Origin of the sequence: Kitasatospora sp. NPDC059408 (assembly GCF_042751525.1) — a bacterium.
In the GTDB taxonomy this organism is placed as follows: Bacteria; Actinomycetota; Actinomycetes; order Streptomycetales; family Streptomycetaceae; genus Kitasatospora.
In genome coordinates this window covers 92,682-112,381 of the sequence record NZ_JBHYWI010000020.1, presented here as the reverse complement: position 1 = coordinate 112,381, position 19,700 = coordinate 92,682, and the positions used below count along the sequence as shown (strand labels likewise).

At 67.1% G+C, this 19,700-nt stretch carries 23 protein-coding genes and 1 tRNA gene; 23 read left to right on the top strand and 1 reads right to left on the bottom strand.

What is annotated here, in order from left to right; all coding sequences use genetic code 11:
• Positions 1 to 51 precede the first annotated feature (51 nt).
• On the bottom strand, positions 52 to 375 hold the full coding sequence (locus ACFXDE_RS16090; RefSeq protein WP_380494629.1) for a hypothetical protein: 324 nt from the start codon (positions 373 to 375) through the stop codon (positions 52 to 54).
• 501 nt (positions 376 to 876) lie between these two features.
• Here ACFXDE_RS16090 and ACFXDE_RS16085 point away from each other — a divergent pair.
• The 23 genes from ACFXDE_RS16085 to ACFXDE_RS15975 all read left to right on the top strand — a co-directional run bounded on the left by ACFXDE_RS16085 (position 877) and on the right by ACFXDE_RS15975 (position 19,653).
• Positions 877 to 969 (top strand) — tRNA-OTHER (locus ACFXDE_RS16085).
• 48 nt (positions 970 to 1,017) lie between these two features.
• Positions 1,018 to 1,293 (top strand): HNH endonuclease, encoded by a 276-nt coding sequence (locus ACFXDE_RS16080; RefSeq protein WP_380494626.1) that lies wholly within the window; start codon positions 1,018 to 1,020, stop codon positions 1,291 to 1,293.
• 744 nt (positions 1,294 to 2,037) lie between these two features.
• Positions 2,038 to 2,523, top strand: a complete 486-nt coding sequence (locus tag ACFXDE_RS16075; RefSeq protein WP_380494624.1) for a P27 family phage terminase small subunit — start codon at positions 2,038 to 2,040, stop codon at positions 2,521 to 2,523.
• A gap of 31 nt (positions 2,524 to 2,554) precedes the next feature.
• On the top strand, positions 2,555 to 4,207 hold the full coding sequence (locus ACFXDE_RS16070; protein WP_380494622.1) for a terminase large subunit: 1,653 nt from the start codon (positions 2,555 to 2,557) through the stop codon (positions 4,205 to 4,207).
• Between the two features lie 83 nt (positions 4,208 to 4,290).
• Entirely contained in the window at positions 4,291 to 5,700 is a 1,410-nt protein-coding gene (locus ACFXDE_RS16065) for a phage portal protein (protein ID WP_380494620.1), read from the top strand.
• Positions 5,700 to 6,680, top strand: a complete 981-nt coding sequence (locus ACFXDE_RS16060; protein WP_380494618.1) for a hypothetical protein — start codon at positions 5,700 to 5,702, stop codon at positions 6,678 to 6,680. The genes ACFXDE_RS16065 and ACFXDE_RS16060 overlap by 1 nt, the downstream gene beginning before the upstream one ends.
• An 11-nt stretch (positions 6,681 to 6,691) precedes the next feature.
• Positions 6,692 to 7,243 (top strand): hypothetical protein, encoded by a 552-nt coding sequence (locus ACFXDE_RS16055; RefSeq protein ID WP_380494616.1) that lies wholly within the window; start codon positions 6,692 to 6,694, stop codon positions 7,241 to 7,243.
• A 109-nt stretch (positions 7,244 to 7,352) separates the two neighbouring features.
• Positions 7,353 to 8,294, top strand: a complete 942-nt coding sequence (locus tag ACFXDE_RS16050; RefSeq protein WP_380494614.1) for a major capsid protein — start codon at positions 7,353 to 7,355, stop codon at positions 8,292 to 8,294.
• Positions 8,295 to 8,477: 183 nt separating this feature from the next.
• Positions 8,478 to 9,014 (top strand): hypothetical protein, encoded by a 537-nt coding sequence (locus ACFXDE_RS16045; RefSeq protein ID WP_380494612.1) that lies wholly within the window; start codon positions 8,478 to 8,480, stop codon positions 9,012 to 9,014.
• Positions 9,011 to 9,355, top strand: coding sequence for a hypothetical protein (locus ACFXDE_RS16040; RefSeq protein ID WP_380494610.1), 345 nt, complete (start codon positions 9,011 to 9,013; stop codon positions 9,353 to 9,355). The genes ACFXDE_RS16045 and ACFXDE_RS16040 overlap by 4 nt, the downstream gene beginning before the upstream one ends.
• Complete coding sequence (locus tag ACFXDE_RS16035) at positions 9,355 to 9,618, top strand: hypothetical protein (RefSeq protein WP_380494607.1); 264 nt, start codon at positions 9,355 to 9,357, stop codon at positions 9,616 to 9,618. The genes ACFXDE_RS16040 and ACFXDE_RS16035 overlap by 1 nt, the downstream gene beginning before the upstream one ends.
• Before the next feature lie 415 nt (positions 9,619 to 10,033).
• Positions 10,034 to 10,603: a hypothetical protein gene (locus tag ACFXDE_RS16030; RefSeq protein ID WP_380494605.1), complete on the top strand. Its 570-nt coding sequence runs from the start codon at positions 10,034 to 10,036 to the stop codon at positions 10,601 to 10,603.
• Between the two features lie 81 nt (positions 10,604 to 10,684).
• Entirely contained in the window at positions 10,685 to 10,996 is a 312-nt protein-coding gene (locus ACFXDE_RS16025; protein ID WP_380494603.1) for a hypothetical protein, read from the top strand.
• Positions 10,997 to 11,380: 384 nt separating this feature from the next.
• Positions 11,381 to 13,786: a phage tail tape measure protein gene (locus tag ACFXDE_RS16020; protein ID WP_380494648.1), complete on the top strand. Its 2,406-nt coding sequence runs from the start codon at positions 11,381 to 11,383 to the stop codon at positions 13,784 to 13,786.
• Positions 13,787 to 14,647: a phage distal tail protein gene (locus tag ACFXDE_RS16015; RefSeq protein WP_380494601.1), complete on the top strand. Its 861-nt coding sequence runs from the start codon at positions 13,787 to 13,789 to the stop codon at positions 14,645 to 14,647.
• 9 nt (positions 14,648 to 14,656) lie between these two features.
• On the top strand, positions 14,657 to 15,769 hold the full coding sequence (locus tag ACFXDE_RS16010) for a hypothetical protein (RefSeq protein ID WP_380494599.1): 1,113 nt from the start codon (positions 14,657 to 14,659) through the stop codon (positions 15,767 to 15,769).
• 9 nt (positions 15,770 to 15,778) lie between these two features.
• Positions 15,779 to 16,891: a hypothetical protein gene (locus ACFXDE_RS16005; protein ID WP_380494598.1), complete on the top strand. Its 1,113-nt coding sequence runs from the start codon at positions 15,779 to 15,781 to the stop codon at positions 16,889 to 16,891.
• Between the two features lie 85 nt (positions 16,892 to 16,976).
• The gene (locus ACFXDE_RS16000; RefSeq protein ID WP_380494596.1) at positions 16,977 to 17,387 is read left to right on the top strand and encodes a hypothetical protein; all 411 of its coding nucleotides are present in this window, start codon (positions 16,977 to 16,979) and stop codon (positions 17,385 to 17,387) included.
• Positions 17,388 to 17,399: 12 nt separating this feature from the next.
• Positions 17,400 to 17,678 (top strand): hypothetical protein, encoded by a 279-nt coding sequence (locus ACFXDE_RS15995; RefSeq protein WP_380494594.1) that lies wholly within the window; start codon positions 17,400 to 17,402, stop codon positions 17,676 to 17,678.
• A gap of 79 nt (positions 17,679 to 17,757) precedes the next feature.
• Complete coding sequence (locus ACFXDE_RS15990) at positions 17,758 to 17,913, top strand: hypothetical protein (RefSeq protein WP_380494592.1); 156 nt, start codon at positions 17,758 to 17,760, stop codon at positions 17,911 to 17,913.
• Positions 17,914 to 17,998: 85 nt separating this feature from the next.
• On the top strand, positions 17,999 to 18,763 hold the full coding sequence (locus tag ACFXDE_RS15985) for a peptidoglycan-binding protein (protein ID WP_380494590.1): 765 nt from the start codon (positions 17,999 to 18,001) through the stop codon (positions 18,761 to 18,763).
• 27 nt (positions 18,764 to 18,790) lie between these two features.
• The gene (locus tag ACFXDE_RS15980; RefSeq protein ID WP_380494589.1) at positions 18,791 to 19,036 is read left to right on the top strand and encodes a hypothetical protein; all 246 of its coding nucleotides are present in this window, start codon (positions 18,791 to 18,793) and stop codon (positions 19,034 to 19,036) included.
• Between the two features lie 50 nt (positions 19,037 to 19,086).
• A complete protein-coding gene (locus ACFXDE_RS15975; protein ID WP_380494587.1) occupies positions 19,087 to 19,653 on the top strand; it encodes a hypothetical protein in 567 nt (188 codons plus the stop codon).
• The last annotated feature ends 47 nt before the right edge of the window (positions 19,654 to 19,700 follow it).

Here is a 19,700-nt window from a genome sequence, read left to right as displayed (position 1 = left end):
AGCCCCTGGTTGGTCCATGTGACCGCCGGGGGCTTCCGGCGTCTGTGGGGTCTAGTCCTCAAGGCGAATAGCGTCCCGGACACCCTCAAGGCCGAGCTTGCGAATGAGCACGGCGGTGCTGACGCGGAAGCGCGTCCCCAGCTTGATCACATCGATCGGGAACGTGCCCGCCTTTGCGGCCACCAACCCGTCAGAGGGGTAAATGCCCAGCATCATGCATGCATCGTCCAGGCTGACCGTAAGGGGCAACTCGTAGTCGGGGTAAGGGGGTCCGCTTCCCCGCACGGCGAGCACGAGGTCTCCCAGCGGGTCCATGCCGGGGGCCACGAGCGGCGCCGGCGGCGGAGCGTCGGGAGTGGGATCGTCAGCAGTCATGATCCGACGGTAACGACACGGCGGGCAGCGTGGGAGCGCTTTCGGGGGGCGCGTGGGGGCGCGTGCCCCTCTTTTATTTGGCACCTTATGAAATGTCACATGTCACATGCCATGTCGGCGGGCAGGGTCGACGGCGAAGGTCGACCCCAGTGGTGATGGGTGATGGTTTTTGCGTCACTTCCAGCATCTCCTAAGAGAGTCCTATAGAGATACCGGACCGACCGTTTCGCCCGTCACCCATCACCGGTACGGCCCGGCGGCTCCAGGTGACCCGTGCGCTCCAGTTCCCCCAGAGAGAGCGGGACTCCCGCGCACCCCCTAGCCGGATCGGCGGTCAGAGGGCCCGCACTCTCTCAGCATCCGCCCGTGCACCACGTGCCCCGCGTTACCGGGGTGGCCGCCGGAGTCGTGCGGCGGAGCGGGGGACTGAGCCGCCCATGAGTAACCAGCCTCACGGCTGCCGAAAGGGGTTGCAAGCGCGCTCAGTCCCCCACGAGACAAGCCCACCTGACCCAACTGGTAGAGGTGCGCGGTTACCCGCCGGCGCGCGGGAGGAAGGCCGCAGAGTTCCCGGTTCGAGTCCGGGGGTGGGCACTCACCATCGTCACGTGACGATGGTCTTCGCGTTGCTCGGGGGTGGGCATGGTTCGGAACACGAGGTCAGTCCGTGCGCGTCGCGCGGTCATTGCTGCCGGGACCGGCGCGGCTGCCAGGATGCGCAAGGCCATTCGCAAGGCTGGTCACGCTCACTGTGCGGCGTGCGGCCTCCGGTTCCTTGGGTCGGCTGTCGACGTGGACCACATCAAGCCGATAGCCCACGGCGGGCAGGATGTTGACGGCAACGTTCAGGCGCTCTGCCGACCGTGCCACAAGCTCAAGACCCGCCGGGACTTCGACTTCAAGAAGCCACCGTTCTAGGGGCTACTGGATTCCCTCGTACGGCGGGTGAGCGTACTCGTGCAGTTCAGAGTGCTCATCGCAGAGTCCGTACGGAAGGAATGTGTTCACGGGCATTCCGCACGGGGTTCGCTCCCGCTCTCCGGCGAAGCGCACTCCGGGGCAGGGGCTTTCGGTGTTGCTTGTCGCCGCCTCAACTGGCATGACGGTTCCCTTCTGTCGGCTCCATTGCTGCGGACTACGCGCCTAACAGTCTACTGTGCCAAGGGAGTTGACACGTGCCACGCAAACCCCGTGTCCCCTGCCCGATCCCCGGGTGTCCTGAGCTGACCACGGGCGGCAGGTGTCGGGTGCACGAGCGTCAGGCCAACCGTCAGCGCTTCACTCCAGGTGGCAGCGCGTACGGTCCACGCTGGCCCGGCATCCGGACGGCTTACCTCTACGCGAACCCGTGGTGCGTGCTGTGCTCCCGCACTGCGACCGTGGCCGACCACTGGCCACTGAGCCGGCGACAGCTCGTGGAGCAAGGGGAAGCCAACCCCGACGCACCGAAGCACCTCAGGCCGCTGTGCACTCTGTGTCACAACAAGGAGACCGCACGGCTCCAGCCTGGCGGATGGGCCGCTGAGCGTCGCTCGGAAGCTCCACCCTTCTGACCTGCGGGTTTACCAGGGGGGTGACCCCCTACCCCCGGGCTCCCGGCGCGGCAGGGAGGGAAAAAACTAGCGTGGCTCATTGGGCCGTTTCTGTGGGAGGTGACCGACCGTGGCTGTTCGTGGCCAGAAGCCGAAGCCCCATCTCCAGGCCATCCGGGAAGGGACCTTTCGCCCGGACCGTGACTCTGAGGGTGCCTCGTTCGCCCCGACGGACCCGGTTGAGCCGGACTGGCTGGAGATCATGCCGGGCCGTGCTGGCGACATTGCCGCCGTCCGGGAGAAGGCTGCTGAGGTCTGGGCTCGTACCGTGCCCGCGCTGGTCATGTCCGCCGGCCTCACGGACCCTCAGCGGGAGACCGCCATTGAGTATTGCGTGACCGTGGCCCGGCTCTGGCAGGCGGAGCGGGAGCTTTCCCGGAGCGGCCTCGTGGTGGAGACCGAAAGGGGCAACGTCAAAAATCCGTGGGTGACCATTGCTCACCAGTACCGGAGTCACTTCCGGTCGCTGGTCGGCGAGCTGGGCCTTTCGCCGGCTGCCGCTACCCGGATCACTCCACCGGACCCGGGGGCCGATGATGGGGATATCTTCGACTGATCTTGAGGCACTGCCCGTTCCGTACGCGGCCTTGCTGGAGCTGGGGCTCTCCGAAGACGACGTGGCCGCCGCGCTGCGGTCTCGTCCCCTCGTGGTCGCTGCTCAGGCTTCGAAAGCTCCGGGCGCCTACTTCGACGTTGCCGCCGCACGCCGTGCCGTTGCCGCTATCGAGAGCTTCAAGCACACGAAGGGCCGGTGGGGGAACTCCCGCCTCAAGTTGAGCCCGTGGCAGGTGGTTTGGGTCATTGCGCCGCTGTTCGGGTGGCTGGCTCATGACCCGGAGCTAGGCCGTGCCGTGCGCGTCATCCGAAGTGCGTGGGTGGAGATCCCGCGCAAGAACGGCAAGTCCACGCTCTCATCCGGCATCGGCCTCGTGCTGCTGCTGGCCGATCGGGAGATCGGGGCGGAGGTCTACGCGGCAGCCGGCTCGCTGCCTCAGGCTGAGCGGGTCTTTGACGACGCCAAGAGAATGGCTCTCACAAGTCGCGCTGTGCGTGGGCGAGTTGAGGTGTTGCGGGGTCTCATCAGGGTTCCCCGGACCGGTGGAGTTTTCCGTGCGCTGAGCAAGGTAGCCGAGACCGCGCACGGCTTGAACGTCTCCGGCGCGATCGTGGACGAGGTCCACGTTCACAAAAGGCGAGACTTGATCGACGCGATCGAGACCGGCACGGGCGCGCGCGATCAACCGTTGATCGTTTACATCACGACGGCGGACGAGGGTGTTGAAGGGTCCATCTATGACGAGAAGCACACGTACACAACTCGCTGTGCTGACAACGTAGTTGAGGACCCCGGGCACTATGGCGTCATCTGGGCGGCGGAGGAGTCGGACGACCCCTTCGCGGAGGAGACTTGGCGCAAGGCCAATCCTGGTCTAGGCGCTTCTCCGTCGCTGGCGTACATGCGCCGTGAGGCCAACAAGGCCCGATCGACGCCTTCCTACTTCCCGACCTTCTGTCGCCTCAGCCTCAATCGAAGGATGCGCGCGGCAACGAGGTGGCTGCCGCTCTCCCTCTGGGACGCGAACGCCGGCACCGTGGACGAAGCCCGCTTCCGGCACCGCCGGGCGTGGGGAGGTGTCGACCTGTCCGCCGTCAGCGACCTGTCCGCGTGGGTGCTGGCGGTGGAGTCCCGGACGCCGGGCGTGGAGCTGGAGCTGATCTCTCGGTTCTGGCTACCGGAAGAGCGCGTGGACGAGTTGGAGCAACAACTCCAGGTGCCGCTACGCCAGTGGGCGCGCGACGGCCTGTTGACCCTGACGGAGGGAGACGCGATCGACTATGACGCCATTGAGCGCCAGATCATCGCGGACTGCCGCCGGCTGGACGTGCAACGGATCTCGTACGACCGCATGTTCGCCGGTCAGCTCGTCCAGCGAGTTGAGGCCAAGACGCGCGGCACGGACGTGGTTCCGGTGGCACAGACCTACCTAGGTATGTCGCCCGGCTCCAAGGAACTGGAGCGCCTTCTCCGTGAGGGGCGGATCAAGCACGGTGGGCACCCCGTCCTCAGGTGGAACGCGTCGTGCGTTGAGGTCTACCGCGACGGCAACGACAACTTGAGGCCCGTCAAGCCCGACCGGGGGAAGTCCTCCGCGCGGATCGACGGGATAGCCGCCGCCGTCATGGCGCTGGACGGCTATGTTCGCCGCCCCATCAAGCGCGCCCGCGCTGCCAGTGCCTAGCGTCCACCATCGTCACGTGACGATGGTCTCTGCCCCGTCCGGGCTCACCGGGCGGGGTTTCTTCGTGCCCTGAGGGGGGTTGTATGGCGGAGACGCCACTTGAGATGACCATCCGGCTCCGCCGCAAGCTGGAGTCCCGGAAGGTGCGGTCAAGGCTCTGGGGGGAGTACTACGAGGGCAAGCACCCTCTTCTCTTCGCGTCGCCGGAGTTCCGGGCTCAGACCGGGGACCTCTTCGACGGCTTCTCGGATAACTGGTGCCGGACCGTTCCCACGGCCATGATCGAGCGCATGAGCCCTCTTGGCTTCCGCCTTGAGGATGGCTCCCTGGACAAGGCCGCTCAGCGCGCCTGGAAGGCGTCCGAGTGTGATGTTGAGATCGGCCTGACGATGCTTGACGCGCTGGTCACCGGGCGGTGCTATGCGCTGGTCTGGAAGCCCGACGGGGTGCATACCGAGATCACGTTTGAGCCGGAGGGGCAAGCGCTTGTCGAGTACGTTCCCGGGCGCCGGCGCGTTCGTGCTGCGGGCATCAAGGTGTGGCGTGACGGAGGGTATGAGCTGGCAACGCTCTTCCTGCCGAACATGGTCTACCGCTGGCAGCGGAACATGTCGGGCGGCGAGTGGATCGAGCGCGTGATTGGCCTCCGTCCTTCTGAGGGCGCGCACTTCCCGAATCCGATCGGGCTGGTTCCGCTCGTTGAGATCCCGAACCGTACGCGGCTGGCGGGGTCTCCGGTGTCGGAGATCTGCGACGTGATCCCGCTCCAGAACGCCATCAACTCCCAGTGGGCGAAGATGTTCCTTGCCACGGACGACCGGGCGCTTCCGACCCGGGCTGTTCTGGGCATGGATCGGCCAGTGCGGGAGATCCTGGACGACACCGGCGAAGTCATTGGTGAGGAGGATCTGCCGATCGGCCGCTTCCGGTCGGACCGTCTCCTCTGGCTGGAGTCGGACACGGCGCGGATCGCTGAGTTCTCCGCCGTCGACCCGGGGCCGTTCCTTGAGGTGATCCGGGAGCTGGTCGAGCACATCGCGGCCCAGACCCGCACCCCGCCCCGGTATCTCGGACGGCTGGCGAACATCGCGGCGGACACCCTGGAAGTAGACGATTCCTCCCTTGTCTCGAAAGTCAGGGAGCGTCACAAGTACTTCGGGAGTTCCCTCCGGGAAGTTATGCGCCTTGAGGCGCTGGCAGCCGGCGAACCGGCACGGGCCGACGCCCTCAGGCTGGGAGACGTGGTCTGGCGTGACCCCCAGTTCCGAAGTGACGCTCAGTACGCCGATGCGTTGGTGAAGTTGAAGAGCCTCAATCTCCCGGATGAAGCCGTCTGGGAGCGCATCCCTGGTGTCACCCCGGACGAGATCGACCGTTGGAAGCGCATGAGGACCGATCAGGCAGCCGCCATTGTCGGCGGGGATCTGGCCAGCCTCTACGGCCCCAAGCCGGAGCCGGAGCCGGTTCCTGAGCCCGGGGCGGGGGGTGCCTAGTGCTGGACTCGGAGACGCTGGCACGGGCACGGTACGCGGAGGTCCAGGGCGTCACCCGGAGCGTGCTGGAGTCTGTCCAGGCCGTTTGGCGCGACGTGGCACCGGACCGCATCCTCAGCGCGATGCAACAGGAGTCCGGCGCGGCCATCCTCCGGGCGGTCACCGCCGGCCAGCTCACGGCAGCGGAGGGGGCCGAAGCGTTCGTCAGCTCCGTCATGGTGGCGCAGGGAGCGGCAGCCGCACCGCTGGCAGCGCTGGACTCCTCTGCCCTCGTGGGTATCGCCTCCGACGCACGTCCGCTGACGACCCTTCTCTACCAGCCGGCCATCACGACGGCGCGCGGGCTTGCACTGGGCATGAGCCCGGAGGCTGCCTCTATCGCCGGCCTCAATCAGATGGCCCTCATGGTCTCGACTCAGCTAGCCGACACGGCCCGTGCCGCTACCTCCGTCGCCATGACCGCGCACCCGTCCGTCACGCACTACGTGCGGGTGGTCCGCCTGCCCGCGTGCTCCCGCTGCATCGTGCTGGCCGGTCGGAAGTACTCACGGAGTAAGGGTTTCGCCCGTCACCCGAAGTGTGATTGCGGCATGGAGCCGCTGAGTGCTGACGCTGACCGCCAGCCAAAGGACCCGTCCGCGCTCTTCCAGGACATGACCCCGGCGGAGAAGAAGCGCGCCTTCGGTGCTGCCGGAGCGGACGCCATTGAGAACGGGGCGGACCTGTCGAAGGTCGTCAACGCCCGCCGTGGCATAGAGACGGCCACGGTCGACGGCAAGGCCGTGAAGGTGACCCGGGAGGGAACCACCCGGCGCGGGATGGGGGAGCGGGCGGCAGACACCACGTTCAGCCGGAGTGACCGCTCCCGGTACTGGCGTGCCGACACCCCCCGACTCATGCCGGAACAGATTTTGAAGCTTGCGGGAGACAACCGTGAGCGACAGCTAGAGCTTCTTCGGAAGCACGGATACATCAAGTAGGGAGAGCCCTCGTGCCTGAGAACGACCCGACCACCAACCCGACCGCTACCCCGGAGGCCGCGCCGGACCAGAAGCCGGCGGAGACCCCGGAGACGAAGCCGGAGGAGAAGCCCGACGACACCGCCGACACGCTCAAGGCGGAGAAGGACGCCCGTGCGGCTGCCGAGAAGGAGGCTGCCGACCTCAAGGCGGAGAACGCCCGGCTCCGCCGTGCCAATGCCGCCACGAAGGGCACCGACCTGGACGAGATCCGTTCTGAGATGCGGGCGGAGTTCGTCGGCCAGCTCGTCCGTGCGGAGGTCCGCGCCGCCGCTTCGGGCCGTCTGGCTGATCCGGCGGACGCTCTGGCGCTGCTTGACCTGGAGAAGCTGACTCCCGAGAAGGGAGAGCCGGACGCGGCAGCCATCAAGGCCGCCCTTGACGAGCTTCTGACCGCGAAGCCCTACCTTGCCCCGAAGGCCGATCCGGCGTGGGGCGACGTGGGCGCCGGCCAGCGCAAGGCCGCGAAGCCGGAGCCGTCTACTCCGCTGGAGCGTCTGCGGAACGCCTTCGGGAATCCGTAGCACTCCAGTACCCCCGAAATCGGAGAACATCGTCACGTGACGATGGTCTCCCCCATCTGCCCCGTTCGGCGCCAACTGTCGGGCGGGGCAAGTCCTTTCGGGGGATACATTGGCACTCACCCTTCCCGAGGCTGCGAAGCTCAGCACCACCGATCTCCAGGCCGGGGTTATCGAGACCTTCGTGCAGGAGAGTTCGGTTCTGGACCGGATTCCGTTCCTCACGATCAACGGCAACTCGTACGCCTACAACGAGGAGGCGACGCTCCCGGGCGTGGCCTTCCGGTCGGTGAACGAGACCTACACCGAGTCCACGGGTACCGTGAACCAGAAGTCTGAGTCCCTGGTCATTCTCGGCGGCTACGCGGACGTCGACCGGTTCATCGTCCAGACCCGGGGCAACCTCAACGACCAGCGGGCCGTGCAGACCCGCGCCAAGGTCAAGGCGGCGTCCTACAAGTTTCAGGACAGCTTCTTCAACGGCGACACCGCGACGGACCCGAAGGGCTTTGACGGCCTCAAGAAGCGGCTCACCGGTGCTCAGGTGATCAGCGCGAACAACGCGCCCATCGTCGGCAACGGCGGCTCCGACGCGCACGCCTTCTTCGATGCCCTGGACAACCTCGTTGCTCAGGTCCCCGGGCTGAACGGCCAGAACGGCGCGCTCTACACCAACCGCGCTCTCATGGCGAAGATCCGGAGCGCCGGCCGTCGACTCGGCGGTGTCGAGAGCGTCCGTGAGGATCTGACCGGCAAGCGGGTGCTCACCTGGAACGGCATTCCGCTGCTGGACGCCGGCCAGAACGCGGCGGGCACGGACATCGTCCCGCTGACCGGTACCACCACGATCACGAGCGACGTGTACGCCGTGCGCTTCGGCCAGTCGGAGGACGACCGGGCGGTGACCGGCCTCACCAACGGCGGCGTCCACGTTGAGGATCTGGGCCTTCTGCCCACTCAGCCCGTGTACCGCACCTTCGTGGAGTTCTACACCGGTCTTGCCCTCTTCGGTGGCAAGGCTGCCGCGCGCCTCACTGGCGTCCAGAACGCCTGATCGGGGGTCCGGCATGCCGCCGCGCAAGCGAGCAACCGCCGCCCCCTCCCTGCCGCACGAAGACGGATGCTCCCCGGACCGGGTGGAGACCTTCGCGGTTCTCTGCCCGGACGGGGAGACCCGGACCGTCGTGCGCTGCCTGGAGTGCGGCGCCCAAACAGTCACCTAGACAAGGGGGTTGGCATGGCACTCCCCGCGCTGGCGTCAGCCGGCGAACTGGCTGCCTGGATGCAGCTAACCCCCGACGCTCTCCCGGCCTCCGCTCCACTCGTCCTGGACACGGTCTCGGCGATCGTCCGGGCGGAGGCCCGGCAGGGTTTCACCCGCCGGACAACGACCGTCGAACTACTCCAGCGCGACGGTTTCGTGACGCTGCCTCAGCGGCCGGTGATCCAGATCGTTGCCGTCCGGTCCGGCTCCGTCACCCTGGACGAACGAACCTGGCACCTGTTCCGGGACCGGCTCCACCTGCCGCCCGGTACGGGCCTCGTGCGGGTCACCTACACCCACGGCTACAACGAGACCCCGGGGGACGTGAAGGCTGTTGTCCTGACGGCAGCCGCCCGGGTCCTCAACAACCCCTCCGACCTCCGACAGGAGACCGTCGGCGGAGTCAGCGTCACCTACGCGGCGGAGACCATCGGCGCCAGTCTGGCACCCGCCGACCGGGACCTACTCGCGCGCTACCGCCGTCGCGTAGCCGTGGTGGACACGGCATGAGCGCGCACTTCTCACAGTCCGTCGTGATCCTGAGGGCTCCGTTCCTCGTGGACCGCTACGGCAACGAGACCACCGCCCGGGACTGGGACCGGGCCACCCGCCGCCCCGTGCACGGGCTCTCGGTTCAACCCGACAGCTCCACGGAGGCCGACGGAGACCGTCCGTCCGTCGTCACCGGGTGGCGCGTCATCACCCGCCGGGGCACCGACCTGGACCTGATCCCCGGTGACCGCGTGGAGTACGACGGCCGGCTACTGGAGACGGACGGCCTCGTTGCGCGGTGGGTCGTAGGGGGCCGAACTCACCATGCCGAAGCACGACTTGTAGAGGTGATCGGCTAGTGGCGTTCCGCAAGTTCAAGCCGAACAAGTCGGGAATCAACAGCTTCATGAAGAACCCGGAGACCGGGGCGGAGGTCAGGCGCGTTGCCCAGAGCATCGCTGAGGCCGCCGGATCGGGCGAAGGGCTCTTCAAGGTCGACTCAGCGCTAGGCCGTCGAAGGCACCGTGCGGCGGTCATCGGAAACTATGACTTCCCGAACTCCGGCGGTCTGGCCGGCTCCCGGCGGGACCTTCTCCGGGGCCTGGACGGCGCCCATGAGTAAGCCGCTCGTAGTCATGCCTGATGCCGTCGCCGTGGTCGTCTCCTACCTCCGGCCGGCTCTTGCGGCGCGGGGTACCGCTGTCCCGGTCGTCTCCCGCGTTCCCACCACCCGCCCGCCCGCCTTCGTGCGCGTGGAACGGGTCGGAGGACTTCGGGCAACTCCGGTATCGGACCGGGCCCGGCTTGACGTTCACTGCTGGGCTCCGACGGAGGCCGCCGCCCACGACCTTGCCGCGCTCGTACGGGCGTTGCTGGACGGCCTTCCCGGCGTCCGAGACGGCGTGACTGTCTATCAGGTCGCAGAGGTGGGCGGACCGGTGTGGATGCCCGACGAACAGACATCAACTCCCCGCTTCGCCTTCGCCGTTGAGGCGGACATGCGCGGACGGGCTCTCTAACCAACTACAGGGGGACACATGGCGCTGAACGCCGATGCCGTCCGGGTGGCGCTGACCGGCGCTGCCTACTCGGCTCCGAAGGGGACCACTCCACCGACCGACGCAACGTCGACATGGCCGGCTGCCGCCGTCGATCTGGGCTGGATCTCGGACGACGGAGTCACCGAATCCAACTCCGCCGACACGGCGGAAATCAAGGCATGGCAGCACGGCGCGACCGTGCGCAAGGTCGTCAGCGGCTCTGAGATGAGCTTCAAGTTCACGTGCATTGAGACCAGCCGGGCCGTGCTGGAGCTGTACCACAAGGGGTCGAAGGTCGTCACGACCTCCGGCAAGTCGGTGCTTGCCATCAAGGCACCCGGGAGCGACCGGCGCATGTTCGGCTTCGACGTGGTCGACGGGAACAGTCACCTCCGAATCGTCGTGCCGGACGGTGAGGTGACGGAGGTAGGCGATATCACCTACAAGTCGGCGGAGGCGATTGCCTATGAGCTGACGATTACCGCGTACCCGGGCACCGACGGAACGGTTGCGTACAAGTACAGCGACGACCCGGCGTGGAACACCCCGGCTCCGCCCGCCTCGTAGTTCCACCATCGTCACGTGACGATGGTCTCTGCCCCGTCCGGGCTCACCGGGCGGGGTTCTCTCTTTCCAGAAGGGGCACCCATGACTGAGTCGTTCAACCTTGACGCGTGGGCCAACGAGGCCCGGCGTACGCCCTTCGAGTTCCAGGCGGGCGGGCGTGACTTCGAACTTCCGGCGGCCGGAGACCTGGACAAGGGCGTCCTTGCCAGCGTCAACCTGGACGAGCCGTCGGCAACTGACGTGCTGGCGCTGCTCAAGGAAGGTCTCGCCAACCAGTGGCCGGCGTTCGACGCGCTCCCGTTGCCGATCGCTGGTATCGGTGAGCTGTTCCGCCGCTGGCAGCGCCACGAGGGCATTCCGCTGGGGGAATCGGCGGCCTCTTCGGACTCCTGAGGGAGCACGGGGAGGCTATCGAAGCGGACCTTCAACGCTTCTACGGGGTGGATCTCCGGGACCTCTTCCGTCCCGGCTCCGGCTTCACGTGGCGCCGTCTCCGCGCTCTCGTGGTGAATCTGCCGCCGGACTCCGCGCTAGGCCGTGCACTGGCCGGTGAAGACGCGGGCTGGACGCTGGAGACGCAACTTCTGGCAGCCGTTCATGACCGCCTGAATGAGGCGAACTGGCAGCGGGGCAATGCGGGTTCCCGCTCCCCGTCCAGGCGGCCGGAGCCCATTCCCCGCCCCGGAGTGAAGCCCAACCGGATCGGTGGGACCACCCGCGATCCACTCGAAGTCGCGCGCTACCTCGCGCAGTTCCAGCCATCACCGGGGGGTGAAGATGGCCGTTGAAGTCGGCATGGGGTACGTGTCCATCGTCCCCGAAGTCCAGGGCTTCGCCGAAGAACTACAAGGCAAGGTCACCGGACCGGCCCAGAAGGCCGGAGACAGCGGCGGTGAGGCTGCCGGCGAAGGCTTCACAAGCAAGCTCGGGGGGTTCCTCAAGGGCGGGCTCGTTGCCGTCGGCGCACTGGCCGCCGGAGTCCTGGCAAAAGGCTTCATGGACGTGCTGGACCGGGGGGAGATCAACGGCAAGCTCCAGGCCAGCCTAGGCACGACGCCGGAGACCGCTTCGCGGTACGGCAAGGCCGCTGGACAGCTCTACGCGAACGGGATCTCCGACAGCGTCGAAGAAGGCGCTCAGGCCATCTCGTCGGTGATGCGCTCCGGCATCCTGCCGCCCGATGCGACCAACGCGCAGATCGAGAGCATCACAGGCAAGGTCTCCGACCTCAGCAAGACCTTCGAGTTGGACCTTGCGCAGACGGCGAACGCCACGGGTCAGATGCTCAAGACCGGTCTCGCCAAGGACGGCACGGAAGCCATGGACCTCATGACCGTTGCCATGCAACGGATGGGGCCACGCGCTGACGACCTCAGCGACACCATGAACGAATACTCCACGAAGTTCCGGGACTTGGGACTTTCTGGAGCGGACGCCATGGGCCTCATGGCTCAGGGCATGGCCGCCGGTGCTCGTGACACGGACACCATGGCCGATGCCCTGAAAGAGTTTCAGATCAGAGCCACGGACGGAAGCGCGGCCAGCAAGACCGCTTACGAGGCCATCGGTCTCAACGCGGAGGCCATGACCAAGAAGATCGCTGCCGGTGGGCCAGCCGCCAAGGAAGGTCTCCAGCAAGTCCTAGACGGCATCAAGGGCATCAAGGACCCTGCCGACCGAACAGCGGCAGCCGTCGGGCTCTTCGGGACGAAGGCCGAAGACTTGGGCGGCGCGCTTCTGGCCATGGACCCCCGGTCGGCAGTGTCCGCGCTCGGGGAGACAGCCGGCGCCGCAGAGAAGATGGGCACCGCTCTCCACGACAACGCGAAGACGAAGCTCGAAGGCTTCAAGCGCGCCTTCGAAGTCGGGGTTACCGACTTCCTAGGGGACAAGGTGATCCCCGCGCTGGAGCGGGCGGGCTCCGTGGTCGGCACGGTGCTCGGACCACCATTCCAGGCAGCGACGGACACAGCGAAGCTCTTCTTCGGAGCGCTGACCGGCTCCGGCGCTGAGGTGGATCTCCCGTGGGCCAACCCGGTGATCGACGCGGCTTCCCGGGTCCGGGGCGTCCTGGACGGACTGGCCGGCGGAGTGCGCGCCTTCGGGGCTGCCTTCGTCGCCGGAGGCACAGAGGTGACCTCTTCGGGCTTCACGGGTGTGCTGGAGCGGGCGGGACTCGTTGCCCGCAACCTCTGGGACATCTTCGCCAACTACGTGATCCCCACCGTGACTTCGTTCGCTGGCGCGGTGGTCGGCGCGGTGGTGCCGATCGTCTCCGGGCTGGCGTCGATCCTGACTGAGGTCGTCTGGCCAGCGGTCATGCGGGTCTATCAGTCGGTCTCCGAGAACCTGAAACCGATCTTTGAGGCACTGTCAAACTTCGTCCAAGATCGGGTAGTTCCGGCCGTCCAGATGATCGGCGGCAAGCTCTCGGAGCTGGTCGAGAAGGCGCGCCCGGTGATCGAAGTCGTCTCGTCGGTCCTGAGCTGGCTAGGCCAGCTAGCGGCCGGGATTCTCGGCACGGTCGTACCTGTGATCATCCGACTGGCCGGGCCAGTGTTCTCCGGGCTGTTCTCGGCGATCGGAACCGCGATCGGCTGGCTGGGGGACCTGATCGGGTGGGTCGGTGCCATCGGCAAGAAGCTGCTCGAAGCCGGCCGGTCCGTCGGCGACTTCGCCAGCACCGCCAAGGACAAGTTCTCGGAGTTCATCGACTGGTGCAAGGGGCTCCCCGGCAAGGTGGCGGAGGCCGCTGGCGACTTCAAGAGCCTGCTCGTGGAGAAGGGGCGGGACCTCGTACGCGGCATCTGGGACGGCCTGTCCGGCATGGGCGGCTGGCTCAAGGACAAGCTCGTTGGCTGGGCCAAAAACGCGATCCCCGGTCCGATCGCTGACGCACTCGGCATCAAGAGCCCGTCCCGCGTCATGGCGGCCCGGGTTGGTCGGTGGATTCCGGCCGGTATCGGTGAGGGCGTGGACGAGGCCGAACCGGCGTTGACCGCGAAGCTCCGAACCCTGGTGACGGTCCCTCGGCTCAGCCTTCCGCGCCCGGTCGTACCCGCTCCGGTGATGCCGGTCGGGTCCGGAGCCGGGGCTTCGATCACGGTCAACGCGCATACAGATGCCAGCCCTTACGAGATCGGTAAGGCGCTGGCTTGGGAACTCAGGACGGGGGGACGGTAGTTGGCGGATCTCTACACCGGAGAGCCCTGGACGCTGGAGTACGGCGGCATGCTGCTGGGCGGCTCGTCCCCCGTGGTCGTCCAGGACGTGACCGGCCTACTGGACACGCCGGATGTGCGGGTGTCCGATCAAACGCTTCTGCAACGACACGGGGTTGTCCCCGGGACGGACTATCTGGGCGGCAGGGTCATTCACCTGTCGCTCACCGTGCTGGACAGCCCCGGCACGCTGGCCGACCTCTTGGCCGTCTTCCAGCCGGCCACCGGGGACAAGCCGTTCAGGTTCTCCGTGCCCGGTGTCGCCGGGGACCGGGGCCGGATCATGGCCCGGGTGCGGAAGCGCTCCATACCGGTTGGCCCCACCTACGCGCGGGGAGCGGCCTCGTTCGACGTGGAGCTGTTCGCCGCTGACCCGCTTCTCTACGACGACGGGGAGACCACGGCGAAGCTGTTGCCGACGGCTCCGCGCGGGTCCGTGGCCATCTTCCCCATGAAGCTCCCGTTCGGCTTCATGAAGGCCGGAGCCGTCTTCGTCGCACAGCCGGCGGAGCTGGCCGTACGGGGCAACTCGCCGACGTGGCCGGTCTTCACGATCACGGGCCCCGTCACCAACCCGACCGTCCTCAACCGCCGGACCGGCGAGAGGTTGACCGTCCAACTCAGCGTGCCCACAAGCGAAGTGCTGGTGATCGACACACGGGCCCGGTCGGTGACGCTCAACGGCGCCAGCCGCTACGGCGCGCTGAGTGCCGACTCCACGTGGTTCGCGCTGAGGCCCGGCGGCAACGGGCTGGAGTTCGACGACCTACAAGGCAACAAGAACCGCTTCGCGGACGTGCGTTGGCGCTCCGCTTGGCTCTGAGGGGGAAACATGGCAGGTGGTATCCGAGCACCGCTGTACGTCCACAAGGGTGAGTACGACAGTGCCGACTTCCGTACGTCGCTCTCCGACCTACGAGGCTCCAACGTCGGGGTCATTCCCGGCACCAACGGCGACGGCCTCAAGGTCACGGCGGTGGCCGGCTCTTCGGCCCGTGTCTCCGTAGCCGGCGGACGCGCCTGGATTCCCCTCACGAAGGCGGGAGTTCGAGACGCCCGACAGGCGCACTATGTGGACCTGCCCGTCCCCGGCGTGGCCTTCAACTTGGCGACGGCCAGCGCCACGGCGGACAGGTTCGACCTGATCGTTGCCCGGGTGACCGACGACAACGACGTGACGCCGTATGCGGAAGTCACCCTTGCCACCTTCGCCCCGGGCCTGTTGTCGGCGGGCTGGACGATCGACGTTGTGAGGGGCACCGACGGCGGAGGAACCCCGGCGGTCACCTTCGAGAGCTACCTAGTGCTGGCCCGGGTCAAGGTCCGCAAGGGCGCAACCAGTCTCCAGGCCGCCGACGTGGAAGACCTCCGCTTCACCACCACCGGGCAGGGAGACACCACGGCGCTTGCCCCGCTGAGGACGGCCCCGGGTCAGTCGGTGGCCTCCGTCGCCGGGGCTCAGGCGCAAGGCGGGCTCATCTACAGCACCGACGAAGACCGCCTTTACTACAAGGGGGCGGCCGATGCGAAGCCGGTGGTCAACCGGGCCGTCATGATGGCCCAGACCGGGCGTGGCTCATCCGGGTGGTGGGGGGTCAACGCCCCGGACGCCAACATGAGCGGCATGGTCCTGCGGTTCGACGGAGCAGCGGCTCCGTACGACCGAATCGGCATCATCAACTATCAGGTTCGCGTCTCGGGGCCGGCAGACCGTGAGGGCTGGCACTCCATCATCACGTGGTCCGACACGCTGAGCTACTGGGAGTCCCTTCGTCGGTACGAGAAGACGAACAACGGGCTTACCCCGCACTGGGGAACCGCGCACGTCCTGATCCCGAAGAACCGGCCGCTCAAGGTCTGGCACGCGCTCTACGCGCAACTGGGCTTCGCCTACTTTGACGAGTGGCAGAGCTATTCCCAGATGACCATCCTTCCGGCGGAGTGATGGGCGGCCATGTACCGGATTCTCTTCGTGGAGTTCGTGAGCGGGGATGTCTGGGGGGAGCTTCCGGCCCTTGAGGTCAACTTCTCCCGGGTCCTCAACGCGCCGGGTGAAGCCTCCGTCAAGGTGCCGCTCACGGGGCCGGCTGTCCGGGGGCTGCCGTGGCAGGCGCTCCAGCCGTGGCGGGTACTCGTCTACGTCCAGCGCGGTCAACAGATCCTCTGGGGAGGCCCGTTGGTCTCCTACGCGGCGGATCTCTCGTCCGAGACCATGACCCTCAACGCCCAAGGGCTCTGGGCCTACTACCGCCGACGGTTCATCACCGAAGACCGGGTGTTCCTCGCACGGGATCAGGCACTCATAGCGCGGGATCTCATCCGGGACTTCGGGGACGGCACGGGGAATCTCGTGCGCTCCAGTGGACCGAAGGCTCTCACCTTCGATGACACCTACCTGACCGGCGTCGTCCGTGACCGCTCGTACTGGCGGTACGAGTGGAAGGGCGTGGGTCAGATGGTCGAAGACCTTGCTCAGCTCAAGGACGGCTTCGACTTCCGCCTTGACCACTTCTGGCAGAACGGCCGGATCGTGAACCGGTTCGTCTTCGGCCCGCCGACCGGTGACCCAACGGATTTCGTGCTGGAGCACGGAGCCAACTGTACGGTCTCCGGGATCAGTGCGGACGGGACGGCCATCACCACGGAAGCCGTCGTCACCGGAGCCGGAGACGGAGCGGACCAACTCGTCAGCTCGTGGTACGACTTACTCCACGAGACCGACGGCAGCCGGCGAATCCCTCGACTCACCTCCGTGCAATCCCGCGTGGACGTGACAGTCCCGGCCACGCTCACCGCGTACGCGCAACAGGCAATCGCGGAGGGCTCCGTCCCGATCGTCATCCCCGCCGTCCAGCTCCACCCGCACGCCTTCCCGAGCGTCGGGGATCTCCAGGTGGGTCAACTGGCCAGCGTGCGGGCGAAGGTCGGGGACTGGCCCGGTCACTCCGGAAGGTTCAAGGTCACCGAGATCAGTCACAAGGTGTCCGACACCGGAGCGGCGGAGACCCGCCTAGCACTGGCCCCGGGGGAGGTGTTCGCCAATGTCGGCAGTGCTTCTATCTCCTAGCCTGACAACGGAGTTGACGGGTCTTCGGCAACGGCTGGACGCCATGGAGCGTGGGTTCCGGACCGGCCGTGACGTGCCTCTGGCCATGACCCCGTACGAGGGATGGGCGGCAACGGCCAACTTCAAGGCGGTAGCCCAGATCGGTACCGGACCGCTGACCCGGGCCGTCCTCAAGCTGGACTTCCGGGCGAACGTCGGCGGGACCGGCGCCCTGGAGTTCCGGCTCTTCGACGTGGACAGCGGACGGGCGACACCGAGCACGCTCACGCTGAGCCCGGGTAACGGCCAGTGGATCACCTGTGAGTGGCTGCACGGCCTTGCCGACCCTCCGACCGCCGGAGGCTGGCGCCGGGTCCTGCTGCAAGCCCGGGTGAGCACCGGGACACCCTCGTTGACCGTCGGTCTGGGGCTGGCCTCCGGGGTCTCCAGCACCACGGCGCCGGCTGCCACCAACGTGGGCACATGGACGAAGGTCTCCGCTCCGGCGGGCTACTAGAAGGGGGATCGGATGGCTGATGCCAACGCCTACGACATGACCATTGTTCTCCCGGTGGACGACGTACGGGCCGTGGTCGCGTACGCCACCGGACAGGACCCGGGCCCTCCGACTCCGGAGGCATACCGACTGGCCGGCGAAGAGGTCCGCAAGACCGCCGAAGCCGCAATCGTCGCACTCCTCCGCCGTTGTGCCGACTTCCGCCCGATCTCCGCCAGCGTCACGATCCGCCGTGAGGAGGTGGACCCGAATGCCCCCATCCCGCTCACACGGACCGGAGACCCAACCTGATGACGCGCTGGGGGTCGTGTCTATCGGCGCCCGGGAGATCTACAACGAAGTGGTCGGCCTCCGCGAGGAAATGCGCTCCATGACTCAGCAAGGGGAGTCGGTCCGGGAAGAGCTGGCGGACCACGAAGGCCGTCTTCGAGACCTGGAGCGCTGGAAGTACACGCTCCCCGTGGCCGCTGTCTCCGGAGTGGTGGCCGCTACCGCCACCGTGGCCAAGGCCATAGGGAAGGCGTAATCCCACCATCGTCACGTGACGATGGTCTCTGCCCCGTCCGGGCTCACCGGGCGGGGTTTCTTCATGCCCAAAACAGGGGGAACAGATGGCTCGTTTCAGTGGCGCCCAGTGGCGTCCGATCCCGGTCAACTTCACCAAGGGTGGCCAGGATGCCGTCAACGGCGTGGTCATCCACATCATGGACGGCAGCCTCAGCGGCACCGATTCCTGGTTCCGCAACCCATCCGCATCGGCTTCGTCCCACTTCGGCACCGGCAAGGGTGGTGCTCTCTATCAGTGGGTGGACACCGGGGACCGGGCGTGGGCTCAGGCCGGCGGCAACCGTCGGTGGCTGTCCATCGAGAACGAGGGCAATGGCGGGGACGCCCTGACCGACGCCCAGATCAACCGGTGCGCTGAGGTGCTGGCGTGGGCCGCACGGACCTACGGCGTCCCGCTCCAGGTCACCAACGACCCGAACGGGCGCGGTCTCGGCTGGCATGGCATGGGCGGCAGCGCGTGGGGCGGCCACACCTCGTGCCCGGGTAACGCCGTGCGGGCTCAGCTCCCGGAGATCGTCCGCCGGGCTCAGCAGATCAACGGCGGCGGCTCGAAGCCGTCCGGCACGGCCCCGTTCCCGGGCGCGGACTGGTTCAAGGGTCAGCCCCGAAGCCCGCTGATCACCGCCATGGGCCGGCGTCTCGTGGCTGAGGGCTGTTCGGCCTACTCGGAGGGACCGGGCCCTCAGTGGACCGATGCCGACCGGCAGAGCTACGCGAAGTGGCAGCGCAAGTTGGGGTACTCCGGCGCGGACGCGGACGGCTGGCCGGGGTCGACCTCGTGGGCTCGTCTCAACGTGCCCAACGTCTGACAGAAAACCCGAGAGAGGAATTCGAGAATGAACTTCATCAAGAACCACCCCGCCCGTATCTACGCCGTGCTGGTGTCCGTGCTGGCGCTGGTCGCGCACTACTTCCCGGATCTTCCGGGCGCGCTGATCCTGGCGGTTGCCGCTGCCGTTCTCGGTACCGGTGAGGCCGTCCAGCGTGTTGAGAACGCGAAGACCAACGAGGCCACCGGCCCGGCGCCGGCTGAGGCCGTCGGCTACTTCGATGAGCACCAGGACGAGCCGGAGGCCATCTGAGAATCCGGGGCTCTCCAGCTAGGGCACACCCCTATATAAGGAGAGCCCCGGTGGGACACCCGAATATCGCGCTGATCGGCAAGGCGCGGGCCGGAAAAGACACAATCGCGGAAACGCTCGTGCATCGATTCCAGTACACGCGCCTTGCCTTCGCGGACCCGCTCAAGGACATGCTCTTGCGCGTTGACCCGCTCGTCATGGATCGCTTCGGACTGGGGGCCGTCAGGCTCTCGGAGGTGGTCGATACGAAGGGTTGGGAAGCGGCCAAAGATCAGCACCCGGAGGCGCGTCGTCTGCTCCAGCACTTCGGCCAGACGCTTCGGGACCATGAGCCGGAGTTCTGGCTCCAGATGCTCATGGACAAGGTTCGGACGGCCGATCGGTGGGGGCTTCCGGTCGTGGTGGCTGACGTGAGGTACCCCAACGAGGCCGACGCTCTCCGGCGGGCAGGATTCCGGCTCGTCCGGGTCATCCGTGGGGGGCTGGCCGGCGTCTCCCCGGCGGCTCCGACACACGAGAGCGAGACGGTCCAGGAAGAAATTTTTGCCGATCGCACAGTCTTCAACCTGTCCACCCTGGACGCGCTCCACGCTCAGGCTGAGGCGCTGGTCAAGTGAGGTTTTGCCCCCTTCTGCCACACCGGCGGTAGGGGGCTTCGGCATGC

Coding starts and splice junctions, on each gene's coding strand:
- ACFXDE_RS16090 (WP_380494629.1), bottom strand. CDS start 375: ATGACTGCTGACGATCCCACTCCCGACGCTCCGCCGCCGGCGCCGCTC.
- ACFXDE_RS15985 (WP_380494590.1), top strand. CDS start 17,999: ATGGCTCGTTTCAGTGGCGCCCAGTGGCGTCCGATCCCGGTCAACTTC.
- ACFXDE_RS16030 (WP_380494605.1), top strand. CDS start 10,034: ATGGCGCTGAACGCCGATGCCGTCCGGGTGGCGCTGACCGGCGCTGCC.
- ACFXDE_RS16005 (WP_380494598.1), top strand. CDS start 15,779: ATGTACCGGATTCTCTTCGTGGAGTTCGTGAGCGGGGATGTCTGGGGG.
- ACFXDE_RS16065 (WP_380494620.1), top strand. CDS start 4,291: ATGGCGGAGACGCCACTTGAGATGACCATCCGGCTCCGCCGCAAGCTG.
- ACFXDE_RS15990 (WP_380494592.1), top strand. CDS start 17,758: ATGACTCAGCAAGGGGAGTCGGTCCGGGAAGAGCTGGCGGACCACGAA.
- ACFXDE_RS16010 (WP_380494599.1), top strand. CDS start 14,657: ATGGCAGGTGGTATCCGAGCACCGCTGTACGTCCACAAGGGTGAGTAC.
- ACFXDE_RS16020 (WP_380494648.1), top strand. CDS start 11,381: ATGGCCGTTGAAGTCGGCATGGGGTACGTGTCCATCGTCCCCGAAGTC.
- ACFXDE_RS15980 (WP_380494589.1), top strand. CDS start 18,791: ATGAACTTCATCAAGAACCACCCCGCCCGTATCTACGCCGTGCTGGTG.
- ACFXDE_RS16000 (WP_380494596.1), top strand. CDS start 16,977: ATGACCCCGTACGAGGGATGGGCGGCAACGGCCAACTTCAAGGCGGTA.
- ACFXDE_RS16025 (WP_380494603.1), top strand. CDS start 10,685: ATGACTGAGTCGTTCAACCTTGACGCGTGGGCCAACGAGGCCCGGCGT.
- ACFXDE_RS16040 (WP_380494610.1), top strand. CDS start 9,011: ATGAGCGCGCACTTCTCACAGTCCGTCGTGATCCTGAGGGCTCCGTTC.
- ACFXDE_RS16045 (WP_380494612.1), top strand. CDS start 8,478: ATGGCACTCCCCGCGCTGGCGTCAGCCGGCGAACTGGCTGCCTGGATG.
- ACFXDE_RS16080 (WP_380494626.1), top strand. CDS start 1,018: ATGGTTCGGAACACGAGGTCAGTCCGTGCGCGTCGCGCGGTCATTGCT.
- ACFXDE_RS15995 (WP_380494594.1), top strand. CDS start 17,400: ATGGCTGATGCCAACGCCTACGACATGACCATTGTTCTCCCGGTGGAC.